Raw genomic sequence first — 15,273 nt, 5'->3', positions numbered from 1 at the left:
TATGGCGTTCAAAACGTTTGAACGCACTACGTTGCAACTGAGCATAATCATGCTCAGTTCTTTGTATGTGACGAATATCAATGCGCAAACACCAGCATCTTTAATTACGCCAGCAAGTCCTGAAGCATGTGTGGCATTACAATCCAATGCGGATCGTCTGGCTTGCTATGACACTTTGTTCAAAGTGCCTGAGACAGAGAAACCTCAGCTGGTGTCAGAACGTCAAGCAGCCAATCAAATTTCACCTGAACCGACTGAACCTGTAACGGTGAAAGAAAAAATCAGTCATGGGGTGAGCAATGTATTTGCAGTTGAGGGGCCAAAAATTGATCCCAATACTTCCTTATTGGACAAGCGTTGGGAACTGTCTCCTGAAAGTAAACTTGGAACCTGGAATATTCGTGCACATCAACCGGTTTATTTACTTCCGGGATTCTGGACTTCAGACAAAAATGAGCGACCTTCCAGTCCGAATGAAAACAATACGGTACAGGTAGGTGACGACCAAAACCTGAAATCGATGGAAGCAAAATTTCAGTTGTCGTTAAAAACCAAAGCAGTTGAAAACCTGTTTGGTGATAATGGTGATATCTGGTTTGGTTATACTCAGTCATCCCGCTGGCAGGTTTATAATGCGGATGCCTCGCGTCCTTTCCGTGAAACCAACTATGAGCCTGAAGCCAGTCTGGTTTTTCGGACCAATTATGAAATTTTGGGCTTAAATGCACGCTTACTTGGGGTGACCTTTAACCATCAGTCCAATGGTCGTGCCGATCCTTTATCACGTAGCTGGAACCGTATTATTTTTAATGTCGGTTTGGAGCGCGACAACTTTGCACTGATGTTACGTCCTTGGTATCGCATTGAAGAAGATGCCAAAGATGATAACAACCCGGATATTAAAAACTATATCGGTCGTGGTGATTTAACTGCATTCTACCGCAAGAATGATCATGAATTTTCCCTGATGCTGCGTCATTCGCTCAAAGGCGGTAATGATGCACATGGTGCAGCGCAGTTTGATTGGGCATTCCCGATTAGCGGTAAATTGCGTGGTCATTTCCAGTTGTTTGATGGCTATGGTGAAAGCCTGATTGATTATAACCACCGTGCGACTTATGTCGGTCTAGGTGTATCTTTAATGAATTGGTATTAAAATTTATCCATGCATGATAAAAAACCACTCCTGATGAGTGGTTTTTTATTGGAATTGAATCTGGCTTAACCAATCTGAATATCTGCCGGAGGATGTTTTAACCGGCTCTTTTTTGGGGTTGCAATCAGATAGGCCAAGGTTAGTGGACCCAAACGGCCCGCGAACATCAGCAAGATTAATGCAATCAGACTGGCAGGCTGTAGTTCACTGGTGACGCCACGTGATAAACCGACCGTACAGGCGGCTGAAACCGCTTCAAAGAGTAAATCCAGAAAGTCTTTAGTCGGCTCTAAAATAAGTAAAGTAAAAAATCCTAGAAATATCAGTATTGCCGTAATGGAAACCACGGCTAAGGCTTTAAATGAGGTGGTTTTTGATACGGAGTGGTTGAAGACGCGTAATTCTTCAGAACGGCGTAAAAAGGTCATCACACTTAAGACCACAATAATAAACGTCCCGACTTTAATACCACCTGCAGTACTTAAAGAGCCACCGCCAATAAACATCAAGATCATGGTCACCAGGGTAGAAGCATCAGTCATGCTGGACATATCCAGGCTGTTAAAACCAGATGAACGCGGTACAGTCGCATGGAACCAGGCATTTAGGGCTTGATCGCCCACGCTCATGCTGGAGAGTGTCAGTGGATTATTGGCTTCCAGGATCCAAATCACGATAAATGCAGCCAGGTTTAAGCCCGCAATGGTAGAGAGTATTAATTTGCTATTGGTACTGAGTTTTTTCCAGCGCCGGGCGCGCTTGATATCCATCAGTACCACAAAGCCAATACCGCCAATAATGTAAAGCATACTGATGGTAAAGGTAATCAGGTAATGGTCGGCAAAACTCATCAAGCTATTTGGGAACAGGGAAAAACCACCGTTATTAAAAGCAGAAACACTATAAAAAGCCGCATAAAAAAAGGCACGGGGAAAATCGTATTCTTGCATCCAGGCAATGGTGAGTATCACCGTACCGACGGCTTCAAAAAACAGGGAATATAACAGCACCCCTTTAATGGTGAATGACACTTTGGCCAGACTGGTTTGTCCAATGGTTTCCTGAGCCATGACTTGCTGTTTTAATTTGATGTTGGAAGAAAGGCTTAAGGCGGCAAGAATGGCAAAGGTCATAAAACCTAAACCGCCACTTTGCAGTAACAGCATAATTACGACTTGCCCAAAGGTTGTATAAGCATCTCCGACATTCACCACTGAGAGTCCGGTAATGGTCACGGCCGAGGTTGAAGTGAACAGGGCATTGAGCCAGCTTAATTCACCATGATGTGAAATGGGGAGTTTGAGCAATAAAGTTCCGATCACAATAAAGCTCAAGAAACCCAAAGCCAGTAAACTGGGAGGACTCAGATTGATAGTATTATGTTTTTTGTTTTGCGCTTGATTCATATTCTATTTAAACCGGGCAGACAGTTTTCGTAAGGGTTCAAGTTCACCTTCCACCACTAAGATATCACCTTCTTGCAGGATTAAATTGGGATCAATGCTATATAAAACTTCTTTGCCTCGTTTATGCAGAATCGTTTTGATTTCGGGGACATGGCTCATAAGGTTATGAAAGCGTTCACCCTTTTGACTGGCTTTGATTTCAATTTTGACAAGGAAATGATTGTCCTCCAAACCCATATAGCGGCTGACCATCGGGTAGCTTAAAGACTGGGCCACGCGGGTACCCATATCTTCTTCTGGATGAATGATTTTATTCACGCCAAGATGGGTCAGAATCATATGATGCGCTTTAGATTTAGCCTTGGCCCAAATTTTTTTTATGCCCATATTCTTCAGATGCAAGACGCATAAAATACTGGCTTCAATATCCTCACCAATCGCCACCACAACGGCTTCACAGTTTTGAATATTCAGTTCTTTGAGCACATGTTCATCGGTCGCATCTGCAATGACAGCATGGGTGATTTGATCTGAAATGCTTTCAACATTTCTTTTGTCGTTGTCGATACCAATGACATCGTGATTTAAACTGACCAGCTGGGTTGCAATGGTGGAACCAAAACTACCTAAACCAATGACTGCAAATAATGCCATGCAACGTATTCCTTATCCATTTTTATATGGTTTTGATTTATGCGGGGTATGGGTCTATAGACTGATTTTATAATTTTATGATTCATTCAGCTATCCGGCTTACAAAATTATTAATAACAAAGGCTTATTTCTAAAGTTTTTTATGCACATGTTGTTACATCGTACCCATGATGTTTCACTGTTAGCTATCAGGCATGATCGTACCGAGTACAGCCTGTCATTAAACGTTCAAACATCATGTATATCCTTTATTCATATAATTCTATTTTTATAGGGAATGAAAATGGATGATAAAAAGATTTTTAAAATATTGCAGGGATGGTTTCCGCTGTTGAAACATCGGGAAATCCCGAAGAAGAAACATCGAGGCGATTTTCAGCAATTTCTGGCATGGCTTGTCACTGAAAAAGTAGGACAGCATCAACATGCTTATTTAATGTCTATAGATGTTGAAAATCCTTATGAAAACGGCTTGGAACACTGTGCAATTTTACAGCACATCAGTATTGATATTGGTTTAATCCAGCAAACAATTCGTAAAAGGGCTACACCTTTATATCAGCATTATGAAAAACATAAAGAAGTGATCGGGAAATATTACAATGTCAATGCACATGTTTTTGATATTGTTTTTGAAGAAATTTATACTTTTTTAAAGTCACAAGATTTTGAATTATTGATTATTTATGCAGATACAGCGTATTGGATAGCCGTACCTGATGAAGATGTCAAAATTCATAAATTCTGCAAATCTTTTTCCAAGCAATTCAAGGAAGAAGGGATTTGTATAGAACACTATATCAAACTGGACTGTTTAAGATCGACTTGAATATTTTAGGATTAAAAAAAGAAGAGCCAATTAATGGCTCTTCTTTATTAAAGGATTAGGCTTATTTCAGGAAGCGTTGATAACCCAGATTGTTGGTAATCTCTGCATATGGATAAGTAATATTTTCCAATGTCTCGATTAGACCATCGGGATTCTGTTTCGCATCGGTCGCTTCGAGGCCAACCAATACACGACCTTCAGCCGCGCCGTGGTTACGGTAGTGGAACAGGGTAATGTTATGCGTAGGACCAAGGCGTTCCAGGAAAGTTAGTAATGCACCTGGACGTTCAGGGAACTCGACACGGAATAGACGTTCATTTTCAATGTCTGCATGACCACCGACCAAATAGCGGATATGGAGTTTTGCAACTTCATCATCAGACAAGTCATCGACATCATATTGCATTTTTAAAGTGTTGAAAATGTCGTGACGTTCTTTTTCACCACCTTTCAGGCTAATGCCGACAAACACCTGAGCAGCACTGGCATTGCTGGCGCGGTAGTTAAATTCGGTAATATTACGTCCTTGAAGGGCACGGCAGAAATTCAGGAATGAACCTTTTTCTTCCGGAATAGTCACTGCGAAAATGGCTTCTTTACGTTCACCGAGTTCTGTACGTTCAGCAATATAACGTAGGCGGTCGAAGTTCATGTTGGCGCCACATACAATGGACACCATGTTTTTGCCTTCTATGCCATGTTCAGCGACATATTTCTTGATCCCAGCCAATGCCATAGCACCAGAAGGTTCTACGATGCTTCGGCATTCGTCATAGGTATCTTTAATTGCGGCACAGATCTCGTCTGTATTTACCAGGACAACGTCACGCTCAACGATAGGACCCGAGTTGTCAGATTTTTGCAGGCGAATTACATCAAACGGTTTTTCACCAATTTGAGCCACTGCCGTACCATCAGCAAACAAACCCACAGATGGCAGAATCACACGTTCATTGGCTTCAAATGCAGCTTTTAAACACGCAGATTCATCATATTCCACCGGAATGACTTTTACATGTGGTGCAACATCGCCAAGGTAAGCGGCAACACCGGCAATTAAACCGCCACCGCCAACAGCAACAAATACATATTCTACATCACGCCATTGACGCAAAATTTCATTGGCAATGGTGCCTTGACCGGCCATGACCAGTTCATCGTCATAAGGTGGAATAAAGGTCATGCCATCTTCGGTAGCACGTTGAATGGCATATTTATTGGCAACATCAAAAGAATCGCCATGCAAAACTACTTCACCACCCAAACGTTTTACTGCCTGAACTTTAATATCAGGAGTAGTTTTCGGCATCACAATAATGGCGCGAATTCCCAGTTTTTGACCAGATAGAGCCACACCTTGTGCATGGTTGCCTGCTGAAGCCGTAATAACGCCACGTTCCAACTGAGATTTCGGTAATTGACTAATACGGTTGTAGGCACCGCGTAGCTTGAAGGAAAAGACAGGTTGTAAATCTTCGCGTTTAAAGCGAATGTTATTATTTAGCTTTTCACTAATTCGTGGCGCTGCTTCGAGTGGAGTTTCGATTGCAACGTCATACACCGTTGCCTGTAATATTTGTCGAACCAAACGAGACAGCATGTTAATTTTCCATCTAACAGTTTAAAATAAGCCTTTATTGTAACAAACCCCTGTACCTTTGGGCTGTTTAATCAGCAACAAATGTCAAAAATAGTTGAGCCAAGTTATGAGTCTGTATGCTACCCAAGATGAAAAGAAACAAGCTGCTGCAAAAGCTGCTTTAAAGCACTTGCCTAAAGGCGGGATTTTGGGTGTAGGTACAGGAAGTACTGTGAACTTCCTCATTGAATTATTACCAGAATTGCAACTGGAAGCTGCGGTTGCCAGTTCTGAAGCAACAGCACAGCGCCTTAAAAAATTAGGCATTGAAGTGGTCGATATGAACTCTGTAGGTGGCTTGGATGCTTATGTGGATGGCGCGGACGAAATTGACCGTCATATGCATATGATCAAAGGCGGCGGTGCTGCATTGACCCGTGAAAAAATTGTGGCATCGATTGCAAAGAAATTTGTCTGTATTGTTGATGATTCGAAATGGGTAGAGCAATTGGGTCGTGATTTCCCGCTCCCTGTAGAAGTCATTCCAATGGCGCGTTCTGCAGTAGCACGTAAAATTGTTTCACTCGGTGGTGATCCGGTTTACCGTGACGGTGTAGTGACAGATAACGGCAATGTGATTTTAGATGTGCATAATTTGAATATCTTAAACGCGCTGGAACTTGAAAAAACCATTAACAACATTCCGGGTGTGGTGTGTAACGGTATTTTTGCATTGAACAAAGCGGATATCGCAATTGTTGCAACCGATAATGGCATTGAAGAGCGTACTGCGGTTTAATAAATCTTCCCCTTGCGCAGCAGTGCTGCTCACCTTTGCAAAAGGAGGGAAAAAGCCCTTCTTTTTCTTGCGCTAAATGTTAAAGCACTGCTTTAACATTTGCTCAGGGCTGGGGAGGATTATTAGATAGAAGAATAATATTAATGACCTTAGCAGACCTTCCTGAAATTCAAATCACTCGAAATGTCCGCGCGACACGTTTACGCTTACGGGTAGAGCCGACCCAAATTCGTTTAACAGCACCTGTATTTTGTAGCAAAGGTCAGATTCAAAAGTTTCTTGCAGAATCAGAAGCCTGGATCATCAAAACTTGGCAAGCCCAACAGCAAAAAGCATTGAGTATTGATCGATCTTTTCCCAAAGCATTACAGCTGTTTAATTTAGAAAATCCTTTACAGATTACCTGTGCCACACAAAAGCAGAATTTTATTTACGATGCACATACCGCGGAGTTGTGGATTAGTGACCGAAATCCTGAAAGCTATTTAAAGGCTTTTGTGATTGCTTATGCCAAGCATCAACTCCCGCTCTATTTAGAGCAGGTGAGTCAACAATGTAAATTAAATTTTGGTCAATGTACGATTCGACAGCCCAAAACACGTTGGGGTAGTTGTACATCGAAGCATGACATTATGTTGAATAGTGGATTGGTGTTATTTCCGGAGCATATTACCCGTTATGTCTGTGTACATGAGCTGGCGCATACTAGGCATTTTGATCATAGTCCGCATTTTTGGGCAGAAGTGCAAAAACATGATGCCAATTTTCAACAGCACCGTAAAATTTTAAAAAGTTCGCCAATGCCATATTGGTGGAATCATGTTCAATGACATTTTCAAAGCTTGGAATAATCACTTTGGAACATTCACAAGTCCAACTTAAATTTTCTTCATCTTGATAGATTGAGGCCTTAAAATCTAAGTTAAAAACCTCCTGGGAAAGTTTTAATGCAGCTCCTTGGCTAGGTAAGCAAGGTTGAAAGTCAAAAAGGCGAGGTTTGGCTAAATCTAAGCCTGCATTTTTCATTCAGTTTAAAGCATCTTGTGTTGAAGCTTCATCTATTTCATTTTGTAGAGCTATCCTTGTATGATTTGATTATATTTTTTTCAATTTAACAAAAGGTTATGTGAACTCAAGCATAACGTGATAGCGGTATAATTATTAGTATCAATAAAAACAAGATTTTTAATTGGGTTGGTTTGCAAATAAAACCGCCAAATGCCACCAAAATAGTTCAGAAAAGAATGACTTCCTGTCATACTACGCAGTTACGAAATGGAAACTTTTGATTTGAGGTAGTGATCGTGATTACTGTTGGTATTGTCGGTGGTACAGGTTATACAGGCGTTGAATTGTTGCGTCTTTTACTACGACACCCAAATGTGCAAGTGAATGTACTGACATCACGTACCGAAAATGGTCGCCGTGTAGATGACATGTTCCCAAGCTTACGCGGTCATACCGATCTTCAATACTCAGATTTGAACATCGATGAACTAAAAAAATGCGATGTCGTGTTCTTTGCAACCCCTCATGGTGTAGCAATGAAACATGCGGCAGAACTTATCGCTGCCAATACTAAAGTCATCGACTTGGCAGCAGATTTCCGCTTGCAGGACTTGGAACAATTTGAAAAGTGGTATGGTCTTGAACATGCCTGCCCAGATATTCTAAAAGATTCGGTTTACGGCCTGTCAGAATTGAACCGTGACAAAATTAAAAATGCCAATGTGATTGGTAACCCGGGTTGCTATCCAACGACTGTGCAACTTGGTCTTGCGCCGTTATTTAAACAAGCTGAAGCATTGGTGAAACCTGAAAGTATTATTATTGATGCGAAATCAGGTGTATCTGGTGCAGGTCGTAAAGCCAGCCTCGGCATGATTTATTCTGAAAATGCTGACAACTTCAAGGCATATGGCGTGGCTGGACACCGCCACCATCCTGAAATTGTGGAAGCGCTGGAAAATATTTCCGGTCAAAAAGGTGTATTTAATCACATCGTCTTTGTACCGCATTTAGTACCGATGATTCGTGGCATGCTCAGCACTATTTATATAGATTTGACCGATGCAGGCGATGCAGCAGACCTGCAAAGTTTATATGAGCAATTCTATGCCAATGAACAGTTTGTAGATGTCATGCCAGCTAACAGCTCGCCTGAAACACGTTCGGTGCGTGGTGCAAACCAGCTTCGAATTGCCTTGTATAAACCACAGCCGAAAAAGCTGATTGTGTTATCTGTACAAGACAATTTGGTCAAAGGTGCGGCAGGACAGGCGGTGCAAAATATGAATCTGATGTTTGGCTTTGCGGAAGATGCAGGTCTTGCAGGAATTGGTTTATTACCATAAAAAACGTTTTTCAGCTTCACACACATTTGGATTTGGATTTAAATGTGTGTTTTGAATGAATCAAAATAAGAGATGACGATGCCGAATTCTGACTCAAATACTCCGTCACAACTGTCTTTCCTCAGTAAAAAGCCTTTCTTAAAAGGTAATTTGCCGTTGGGAATTAGTGCTGCCATTCTTGTTCTGGGAAGTGGTTTACTGGGCTATTCAGTTGGGCATCGGCAAGGTTTGACTGTGGTCGGCTATGAGGCAGATGCAGAACAGCTGGTCGAAGTAGTGCAAAAGCAAAAAGCCAGCCTGGAAACGCTGAATAAAAATTTGAATCTGGCGGTACAGGAACGTGATGTTGCGGTCAGCAATTCGAATGATTTGTTTACTGCTTTGAATCAGGCACGGGAAGATAAGGCCCAGTCCGAAGGTTTAAGTGCAATTTACCGTGAAGTATTGCGTCAGCGTGGTGGATTAAGTCTGACCATACAAAATATCGGTATTAAACCTTTACCTGAAAATGCCTATGAATATGAACTTGATCTGGTTCAAGTGAGTCCAAATAGACGCGGTATTTCAGGAACTGTAGAATTGCGTTTGATTCAGGGTACTGAAGTTTTAGTGGTTCCGATGGAAGACAAAAACTTTAACTTTGAAGATTATGAGCGTTTAACCGGACGCTGGACCATGCCTAAAGGCTTTACGCCGCAATTCATTGAAGTGCGTTTAACCGGCGCAACAAGTACACCGGTGATTAAACGTTTTAGCTGGGGCCGTGGCAAACCTATAGAGAGTCAATCTGCGTTTATTTCTGAAATTCCTCAAGCAGAAGCAAATGCGCAATAAATGTGAATTAAAAATCCTATGCGAATGAATAAGCGTCAAAATTGTTTAAACACCATCAAAAATTCTTTTCATCAATCAGGATATGTCGATTGGCATATTAGTCCACGCTTAGGCAATGACTCGCAGGATGACTCTGAGGGGACTGAAGGGGATATTGCGGTACAAACTGCTCCCCCTGAGTTAAAGCGTCCACCCTTGTATGTTGTTGTTTTAATGAACGACGATTACACCCCTATGGATTTTGTAATTGAAATTTTACAACAATACTTTGCTTTGAATCTTGACCAAGCGACCCAAGTAATGCTAACTGTACATTATGAAGGGAAAGGTGTTGCAGGCGTTTATCCACGAGACATTGCGGAAACGAAAGCGAACCAAGTCAATAATTATGCTCGGTCTCAAGGTCATCCATTACTTTGTCAGATTGAGCCAAAAGATTAAGGGGATTACATGCTCAGTCGTCAATTAGAAGTATCTTTACGTTTGGCTGTAAGCATGGCTCGTCAAAAGAGACATGAGTTTCTCACGGTTGAACATTTATTGTTGGCTTTACTTGATAATGACTCTGCGGTAAATGCGCTAAAAGCGTGCGGTGCGGACATTATCGTTCTTCGTAAGGAACTGGAAGAATACGTTGAGCAACACACCCCTAAATTAGGCGAACATAGCGATCAAGCGCCACATCCGACCGAAAGTTTTGATCGTATTTTGCAACGTGCGATTTTCCATGTGCAATCCAGCGGTGGGGATCGAACTGTTGAAGGTGCAGATATTCTTGTTGCAATGTATTCTGAACGTGATTCTTTTGCAGTTTACTTGCTTAAACGACATCAAATTAATCGTTTAACATTAACTCAATATTTATCGCATGGTACACGTAAAGAAGACATACAGGCCGAAGAAGAAGTGGAAGAGCTGGATGGAGAAACAGCGAGTTCTTCCAATGCAGGTCCACTCGATTTATACACCACCAATTTGAATATAGAAGCGCAAAAAGGTAAAACCGATCCTTTGATCGGGCGCGAAAAAGAAATTGAACGTACAGCACAAATTTTATGTCGTCGCCGTAAAAACAATCCCTTGCTGGTGGGTGATCCAGGAGTAGGCAAAACTTCGATTGCTGAAGGGCTGGCTTGGTTGATCGTCAACGGTAAAGCCCCTAAGCCATTGGCGAATGCGGAAATCTACAGTCTGGACATTGGTGCTCTGGTTGCAGGAACCAAATATCGTGGTGACTTTGAAAAGCGCTTGAAACAGTTGTTGAATGCGTTGAAAAAGAAACCGGAAGCTGTGTTGTTTATTGATGAAATTCACATGATCATTGGTGCTGGTTCAAGCATGGGCAGCACCATGGATGCATCAAACTTAATCAAACCGGCTTTGTCGAATGGTAGCTTGCGTTGCATCGGTTCAACCACTTTTCAGGAATATCGTCAGGTTTTTGAGAAAGATCATGCCTTGTCACGTCGTTTCCAGAAAATTGATGTTAATGAACCTTCTATTTCAGAAACCATTGATATTTTGCGTGGCTTAAAATCGAAGTTTGAAGATTTTCATCACGTGCAATATGAAGATAAAGCTTTGGTTTCTGCTGTGGAGTTATCGGCCAAGTTTATTAACGACCGTTTCTTGCCAGATAAAGCGATTGATGTGATTGATGAGGCGGGTGCTCAGCGCCGTTTGAAGGCAGAGCAAGAAGATAGTTTAATCACGGTTGAAAACATTGAAGATATCATCTCTAAGATTGCCCGTATTCCACCGAAAACAGTATCGAAAGATGACAAAACGGTGCTTTCAAATCTTGAGCGTGATCTTAAACGTGTAGTCTTCGGTCAGGATGAAGCGATTGAAGCACTTGGTTCTGCAATTAAATTGTCACGTGCAGGCTTGAAATCACCTGATAAACCTGTCGGTAGCTTTGTCTTTGCAGGCCCTACCGGGGTAGGTAAAACTGAAGTGACCAAGCAATTGGCAAAACTGTTGGGTGTGGAACTGGTTCGTTTCGATATGTCTGAATATATGGAACGTCATGCGGTTTCCCGCTTGATCGGTGCACCTCCGGGTTATGTTGGTTTTGATCAGGGCGGTTTGCTCACAGATGCAATTCATAAGAGTCCACATTGTGTATTGCTGTTGGACGAAATTGAAAAAGCGCATCCCGATGTGTTTAATTTGTTATTGCAAATTATGGATCATGGCTCGTTAACAGATAACAATGGTCGTAAGTCAGATTTCCGTAATGTGATTCTTGTTCTTACCACCAATATTGGTGCAGAAAGCATTTCACGCGTCAGCATTGGTTTTAGAGAGCAAGATAATAGTAATGACAATCAGGAAGCAATGAAACGCGCATTCTCTCCAGAATTCCGTAACCGTCTGGATGGTGTGATTCAGTTCAAGGCATTGCCAACGACAATTATTGAAAATGTTGTGGATAAATTCTTGACTGAACTTCAGGCACAGCTGGATGATAAAAAAGTTATTCTTGAAGTGGATAAGAGTGCACGTGAATGGATGGCTGAAAATGGCTATGATCGTTTAATGGGTGCTCGTCCAATGCAACGTTTGATTCAGGAACATTTGAAGAAACCATTAGCCGAAATGATTCTATTTGGTGAATTGGCAGAACATGGCGGTAACGTTGCAGTTTCTGTGAAGAAAGAGAATGGCAAAGCAGTTGGTCTTAAACTGGAAGTATTTGAAGATCAAACCGCAGAACCTGCATAATTTAAAATAAGTCAAAAAAACCCGTGTTCGCACGGGTTTTTTATTTATTTCAATATAAATTTTTTGTGTTTTATTTAAAGTATGATTTTAAAATCTTTAAAACAGCGCAATCGGATGTGAACTCCACTTTATGGATATTCAAATTACTAAAATTTTAACCACAGTCTTTTTATTTCTTGTCACTGCAATTATGGAAATTCTGGGGTGTTATTTTCCCTATCTTATTTTAAATCAGGGGAAAACGCAGTGGTTTTGGATTCCAACAGTCTTGGCACTGGCTGCATTTGTCTGGTTGCTCACTCTGCATCCAGCAGCGTCCGGGCGAATTTATGCAGCCTATGGTGGTATTTATATTTTTAGTGCACTGATGTGGTTAAGATTTGTGGATCAGGTGATATTAAGTCGATGGGATCTACTAGGTGGACTAGTGGTGATCATGGGGGCACTGATTATTATTTTACAACCACAAGGTTTGATACGTTAATAAGTTTATTATCTTAATACACTGTATTTTTTAAGTCAGATTAATCGGATTTAATAAATAAAAGCATGTAAATAGGATATTTACGATTATAGGTAGATATATTATTTAACCAGCCTAATAAATTTTAAGACAGTTATATCTTTAATAAGTATTTGTTTTTTTGTTTGTAATGAAATGTAATTAGTATAATTACATTGAGCCAATAATTATGAAAAACATATACTTAATTAGAGCTATCTATGCTTTTATCCTTTTGCTTATCGTTTGTATATTGGTAGCGATTAACAATTTTTTCTTTTACAAGAATGAAGAAAAAGCCACTGTACGTGAAATGCGTTATGAAGCGGCGCAATTGCAGGCATTGATTCAAAATTGTGAATCTAAGGCTGATAATTGCACTCAAATGATTAAAACATTTATTGATCATTCTAGCATTAAAGGCAAAATCACCCTCAGTGCGAACACACAGCCATTTTACGTGCAAAATCTGGAAGGCTATAAAGATAACCGGATTGCCGTGACCTATCAGCAGTCAATGCAGGTAAAGGACAATCTCTATGTGGTGAGCTTTGAAAAACTTGTGACTCCACCTTTGCTGAAAAGTATGCTGCGTAGTCTGACTTTCTCGGTGATGGACTGGAAGTATGCTGCACAAAATGGAATAAATCAAAGCTATTGGAAAAACCTCACCAATTTTTGGCAATTCGTTGCAATCCCACGTTCTAGCCCGGCGTTATGCTACTTCTTTCTGATTATTGTTTTATTGCTCTTGGGCAAAGGCTATTTTAAAACATTGCTGCGAAAATGGGAGAGTTCAGAGCAGGCAATCGTTGCCAAGAATGATTTGATTGAACAACTCCATAACGAAAAAGTAAAATTAAAATCACAAAATACTGCTTTAAGCGAACAATTGGATCAGGCTGAATCGGCAGTGAATGAGTTGGAAAAACAGCATTTAGCAATTACTCAGGAAAAACAGCAGCTAGATTCGGCACTCATAGAACTAAACACAAAAATTGCATTCGAGAAAGAGCAGCTGAATACACATATTCAGGACATAAAAGAGGAAAAATTAAAAGTATTGCAGGAAGCGGAGCAGAAATATGCCAATGATGTAAACCACATTATGCAAGAAAAAATGCTTGAAATTAATCAATATTATGCAAATGAAATCAGTTTAATTAAAGTGGACAGTCAGCATAAAATCGATAATTATGAGCATAATCTACAAGTTCTTGCAGAAGCAAGACAGGACTTGGCATTACGCAACACTAAACTGTTGGAAGATCTAGAGGCTTCTACAACATTGATGGATGAAGTTGATAAAAAATTAAAATCCACAGAAACTGAAAATAAACAGCTGCAGGAAAAATTAAAAGTAGTGCAGAATGAGCTTGTTCAGGAAAAGCAGACACAAAATACCTTCATGACGAAGGACTTAAAAAAATGGATAGGACGCTATTTGCTAGCAAATCCAAATTTTAATGTTAAATCAAATCATTCCGCACCTAAACATAATGGAAATGATCATCATGGCAATGACTACGTTGAGAAAATTTTTAACTTGGTCAGAAAAAATGAAGAAATTTCCAAATTTGTGAAAGCAGTTAAATCTGTAAATAATAATGCATTCCAGCAAAGAACGATTGTGGTTTCTAAATTAAAGCAAAAAGGCTTAAATGATCTAAATTATGGTTATATTGCAGAAGTAGTGGGTGAGGATGATCGTGGCAGCTGTGCTGGGCTTTTTTTAACAGCGCAAACCGATTGGGAAGCTATTGTACAAGCTAAACTTTTATTGATACACGTCAAACAGCTAGAGAAGCATACCATTATTGATAAGATATCTAATTAAATAAAAAGCCCTAAATTTTTAGGGCTTTTTATTTACTGGAATTTACACTCACTACTTCTAATCTTAAAGTCATAGTTTTGGCTTTCTGATGACAGCTTTAATTCAACCAGATATGGATTAACACGCTGAAATTCATTTTCAAACAATAAGCTGCAGCTTTGCAGGATATTTTTTCTAAGCAGTTTTTTGACTTCCTTATCACCGACATCTTGGGCAAACTGGGTAAAATCAGGTGTGGTGATAATACCTTCAATTTTTACTTCATTCGCGCTCATTTGGTATTTTTCCAGCAGCATGTTTTGATCGATCTGGAAAGGCAGGGTGCGCGAATCTTCATCACTGATGACATCTAAAATTTCATTCAGGGCTTTGCGGTCTTTAATTTTAAAAGATGAATCCAGAATTTGCTTTTTAACAAAATATTGATCGAGCTCGGTGGCTTTGGCGTGTGCTGTATTAAATATGAGAAAAGTACTTAAACAAAAAAATATTGTTTTAAATGGCATGATCATAATCACTTAAAATGTTTATAATTTAAATTAAACAATTTATAAGCATAAAAAAAGCACCCGAAGGTACTTTTTTTAGAAAATTTT

The 15,273-nt window shown here is 40.2% G+C and carries 14 protein-coding genes and 1 pseudogene; 10 read left to right on the top strand and 5 right to left on the bottom strand.

Features of this window, described 5'->3' with window-relative positions; genetic code table 11:
• The first annotated feature begins 1 nt into the window (after window position 1).
• Entirely contained in the window at window positions 2–1,156 is a 1,155-nt protein-coding gene (locus ACE01R_RS11000; RefSeq protein ID WP_395551230.1) for a phospholipase A, read from the top strand.
• Window positions 1,157–1,221: 65 nt separating this feature from the next.
• Here ACE01R_RS11000 and ACE01R_RS10995 read toward each other — a convergent pair whose 3' ends face one another.
• Window positions 1,222–2,562, bottom strand: coding sequence for a TrkH family potassium uptake protein (locus tag ACE01R_RS10995; RefSeq protein WP_395551229.1), 1,341 nt, complete (start codon window positions 2,560–2,562; stop codon window positions 1,222–1,224).
• A 3-nt stretch (window positions 2,563–2,565) separates the two neighbouring features.
• Entirely contained in the window at window positions 2,566–3,216 is a 651-nt protein-coding gene (locus tag ACE01R_RS10990; protein WP_395551228.1) for a potassium channel family protein, read from the bottom strand.
• A 283-nt stretch (window positions 3,217–3,499) separates the two neighbouring features.
• Between ACE01R_RS10990 and ACE01R_RS10985 the strand changes: the two genes are divergently transcribed.
• Window positions 3,500–4,045 carry a hypothetical protein gene (locus tag ACE01R_RS10985; RefSeq protein ID WP_395551227.1) on the top strand — a complete coding sequence of 182 codons (546 nt, stop codon included), beginning with the start codon at window positions 3,500–3,502 and terminating at the stop codon, window positions 4,043–4,045.
• Between the two features lie 61 nt (window positions 4,046–4,106).
• Here ACE01R_RS10985 and ilvA read toward each other — a convergent pair whose 3' ends face one another.
• Window positions 4,107–5,645 carry a threonine ammonia-lyase, biosynthetic gene (gene ilvA / locus ACE01R_RS10980; protein WP_395551226.1) on the bottom strand — a complete coding sequence of 513 codons (1,539 nt, stop codon included), beginning with the start codon at window positions 5,643–5,645 and terminating at the stop codon, window positions 4,107–4,109.
• Between the two features lie 106 nt (window positions 5,646–5,751).
• On the opposite strand from ilvA, the gene rpiA reads away from it, so the two are divergent.
• Complete coding sequence (gene rpiA, locus ACE01R_RS10975) at window positions 5,752–6,423, top strand: ribose-5-phosphate isomerase RpiA (RefSeq protein ID WP_395551225.1); 672 nt, start codon at window positions 5,752–5,754, stop codon at window positions 6,421–6,423.
• 143 nt (window positions 6,424–6,566) lie between these two features.
• Complete coding sequence (locus tag ACE01R_RS10970; protein WP_395551224.1) at window positions 6,567–7,253, top strand: M48 family metallopeptidase; 687 nt, start codon at window positions 6,567–6,569, stop codon at window positions 7,251–7,253.
• A gap of 22 nt (window positions 7,254–7,275) precedes the next feature.
• On the opposite strand, the pseudogene ACE01R_RS10965 reads toward ACE01R_RS10970, so the two are convergent.
• Window positions 7,276–7,449, bottom strand: a pseudogene (locus ACE01R_RS10965) (ribonuclease E inhibitor RraB); the annotation flags it as partial.
• Between the two features lie 272 nt (window positions 7,450–7,721).
• Between ACE01R_RS10965 and argC the strand changes: the two are divergent.
• The 6 genes from argC (at window position 7,722) to ACE01R_RS10935 (ending at window position 14,677) form a co-directional block, all read left to right on the top strand.
• Window positions 7,722–8,777, top strand: a complete 1,056-nt coding sequence (argC, locus tag ACE01R_RS10960) for an N-acetyl-gamma-glutamyl-phosphate reductase (RefSeq protein WP_395551223.1) — start codon at window positions 7,722–7,724, stop codon at window positions 8,775–8,777.
• A 78-nt stretch (window positions 8,778–8,855) separates the two neighbouring features.
• Complete coding sequence (locus ACE01R_RS10955) at window positions 8,856–9,611, top strand: DUF6776 family protein (RefSeq protein WP_395551222.1); 756 nt, start codon at window positions 8,856–8,858, stop codon at window positions 9,609–9,611.
• 18 nt (window positions 9,612–9,629) lie between these two features.
• The gene (gene clpS / locus ACE01R_RS10950) at window positions 9,630–10,052 is read left to right on the top strand and encodes an ATP-dependent Clp protease adapter ClpS (protein WP_395551221.1); all 423 of its coding nucleotides are present in this window, start codon (window positions 9,630–9,632) and stop codon (window positions 10,050–10,052) included.
• 9 nt (window positions 10,053–10,061) lie between these two features.
• A complete protein-coding gene (gene clpA, locus ACE01R_RS10945) occupies window positions 10,062–12,338 on the top strand; it encodes an ATP-dependent Clp protease ATP-binding subunit ClpA (RefSeq protein ID WP_395551220.1) in 2,277 nt (758 codons plus the stop codon).
• A gap of 130 nt (window positions 12,339–12,468) precedes the next feature.
• Window positions 12,469–12,822: a YnfA family protein gene (locus tag ACE01R_RS10940; RefSeq protein ID WP_395551219.1), complete on the top strand. Its 354-nt coding sequence runs from the start codon at window positions 12,469–12,471 to the stop codon at window positions 12,820–12,822.
• Window positions 12,823–13,093: 271 nt separating this feature from the next.
• On the top strand, window positions 13,094–14,677 hold the full coding sequence (locus ACE01R_RS10935) for a hypothetical protein (RefSeq protein ID WP_395551218.1): 1,584 nt from the start codon (window positions 13,094–13,096) through the stop codon (window positions 14,675–14,677).
• A 32-nt stretch (window positions 14,678–14,709) separates the two neighbouring features.
• Here the strand turns inward: ACE01R_RS10935 and ACE01R_RS10930 are convergent, their stop codons facing one another.
• On the bottom strand, window positions 14,710–15,183 hold the full coding sequence (locus ACE01R_RS10930) for a hypothetical protein (protein ID WP_395551217.1): 474 nt from the start codon (window positions 15,181–15,183) through the stop codon (window positions 14,710–14,712).
• Window positions 15,184–15,273 lie beyond the last annotated feature (90 nt).

The sequence above is a fragment of the Acinetobacter sp. BSP-28 genome, from assembly GCF_044130285.1.
GTDB lineage: Bacteria > Pseudomonadota > Gammaproteobacteria > Pseudomonadales > Moraxellaceae > Acinetobacter.
Note: the sequence above shows the minus strand (reverse complement) of the source record. Positions and strands in the feature narration are given on the sequence as shown.

Excerpts from the sequence above, each read along its gene's own strand:
- clpS (WP_395551221.1), top strand. The coding sequence starts at position 9,630 with ATGCGAATGAATAAGCGTCAAAATTGTTTAAACACCATCAAAAATTCT.
- ACE01R_RS10955 (WP_395551222.1), top strand. The coding sequence starts at position 8,856 with ATGCCGAATTCTGACTCAAATACTCCGTCACAACTGTCTTTCCTCAGT.
- ACE01R_RS10985 (WP_395551227.1), top strand. The coding sequence starts at position 3,500 with ATGGATGATAAAAAGATTTTTAAAATATTGCAGGGATGGTTTCCGCTG.
- clpA (WP_395551220.1), top strand. The coding sequence starts at position 10,062 with ATGCTCAGTCGTCAATTAGAAGTATCTTTACGTTTGGCTGTAAGCATG.
- ACE01R_RS10995 (WP_395551229.1), bottom strand. The coding sequence starts at position 2,562 with ATGAATCAAGCGCAAAACAAAAAACATAATACTATCAATCTGAGTCCT.
- ACE01R_RS10940 (WP_395551219.1), top strand. The coding sequence starts at position 12,469 with ATGGATATTCAAATTACTAAAATTTTAACCACAGTCTTTTTATTTCTT.
- ACE01R_RS10990 (WP_395551228.1), bottom strand. The coding sequence starts at position 3,216 with ATGGCATTATTTGCAGTCATTGGTTTAGGTAGTTTTGGTTCCACCATT.
- ACE01R_RS11000 (WP_395551230.1), top strand. The coding sequence starts at position 2 with ATGGCGTTCAAAACGTTTGAACGCACTACGTTGCAACTGAGCATAATC.
- rpiA (WP_395551225.1), top strand. The coding sequence starts at position 5,752 with ATGAGTCTGTATGCTACCCAAGATGAAAAGAAACAAGCTGCTGCAAAA.
- ACE01R_RS10970 (WP_395551224.1), top strand. The coding sequence starts at position 6,567 with ATGACCTTAGCAGACCTTCCTGAAATTCAAATCACTCGAAATGTCCGC.
- ilvA (WP_395551226.1), bottom strand. The coding sequence starts at position 5,645 with ATGCTGTCTCGTTTGGTTCGACAAATATTACAGGCAACGGTGTATGAC.
- ACE01R_RS10930 (WP_395551217.1), bottom strand. The coding sequence starts at position 15,183 with ATGCCATTTAAAACAATATTTTTTTGTTTAAGTACTTTTCTCATATTT.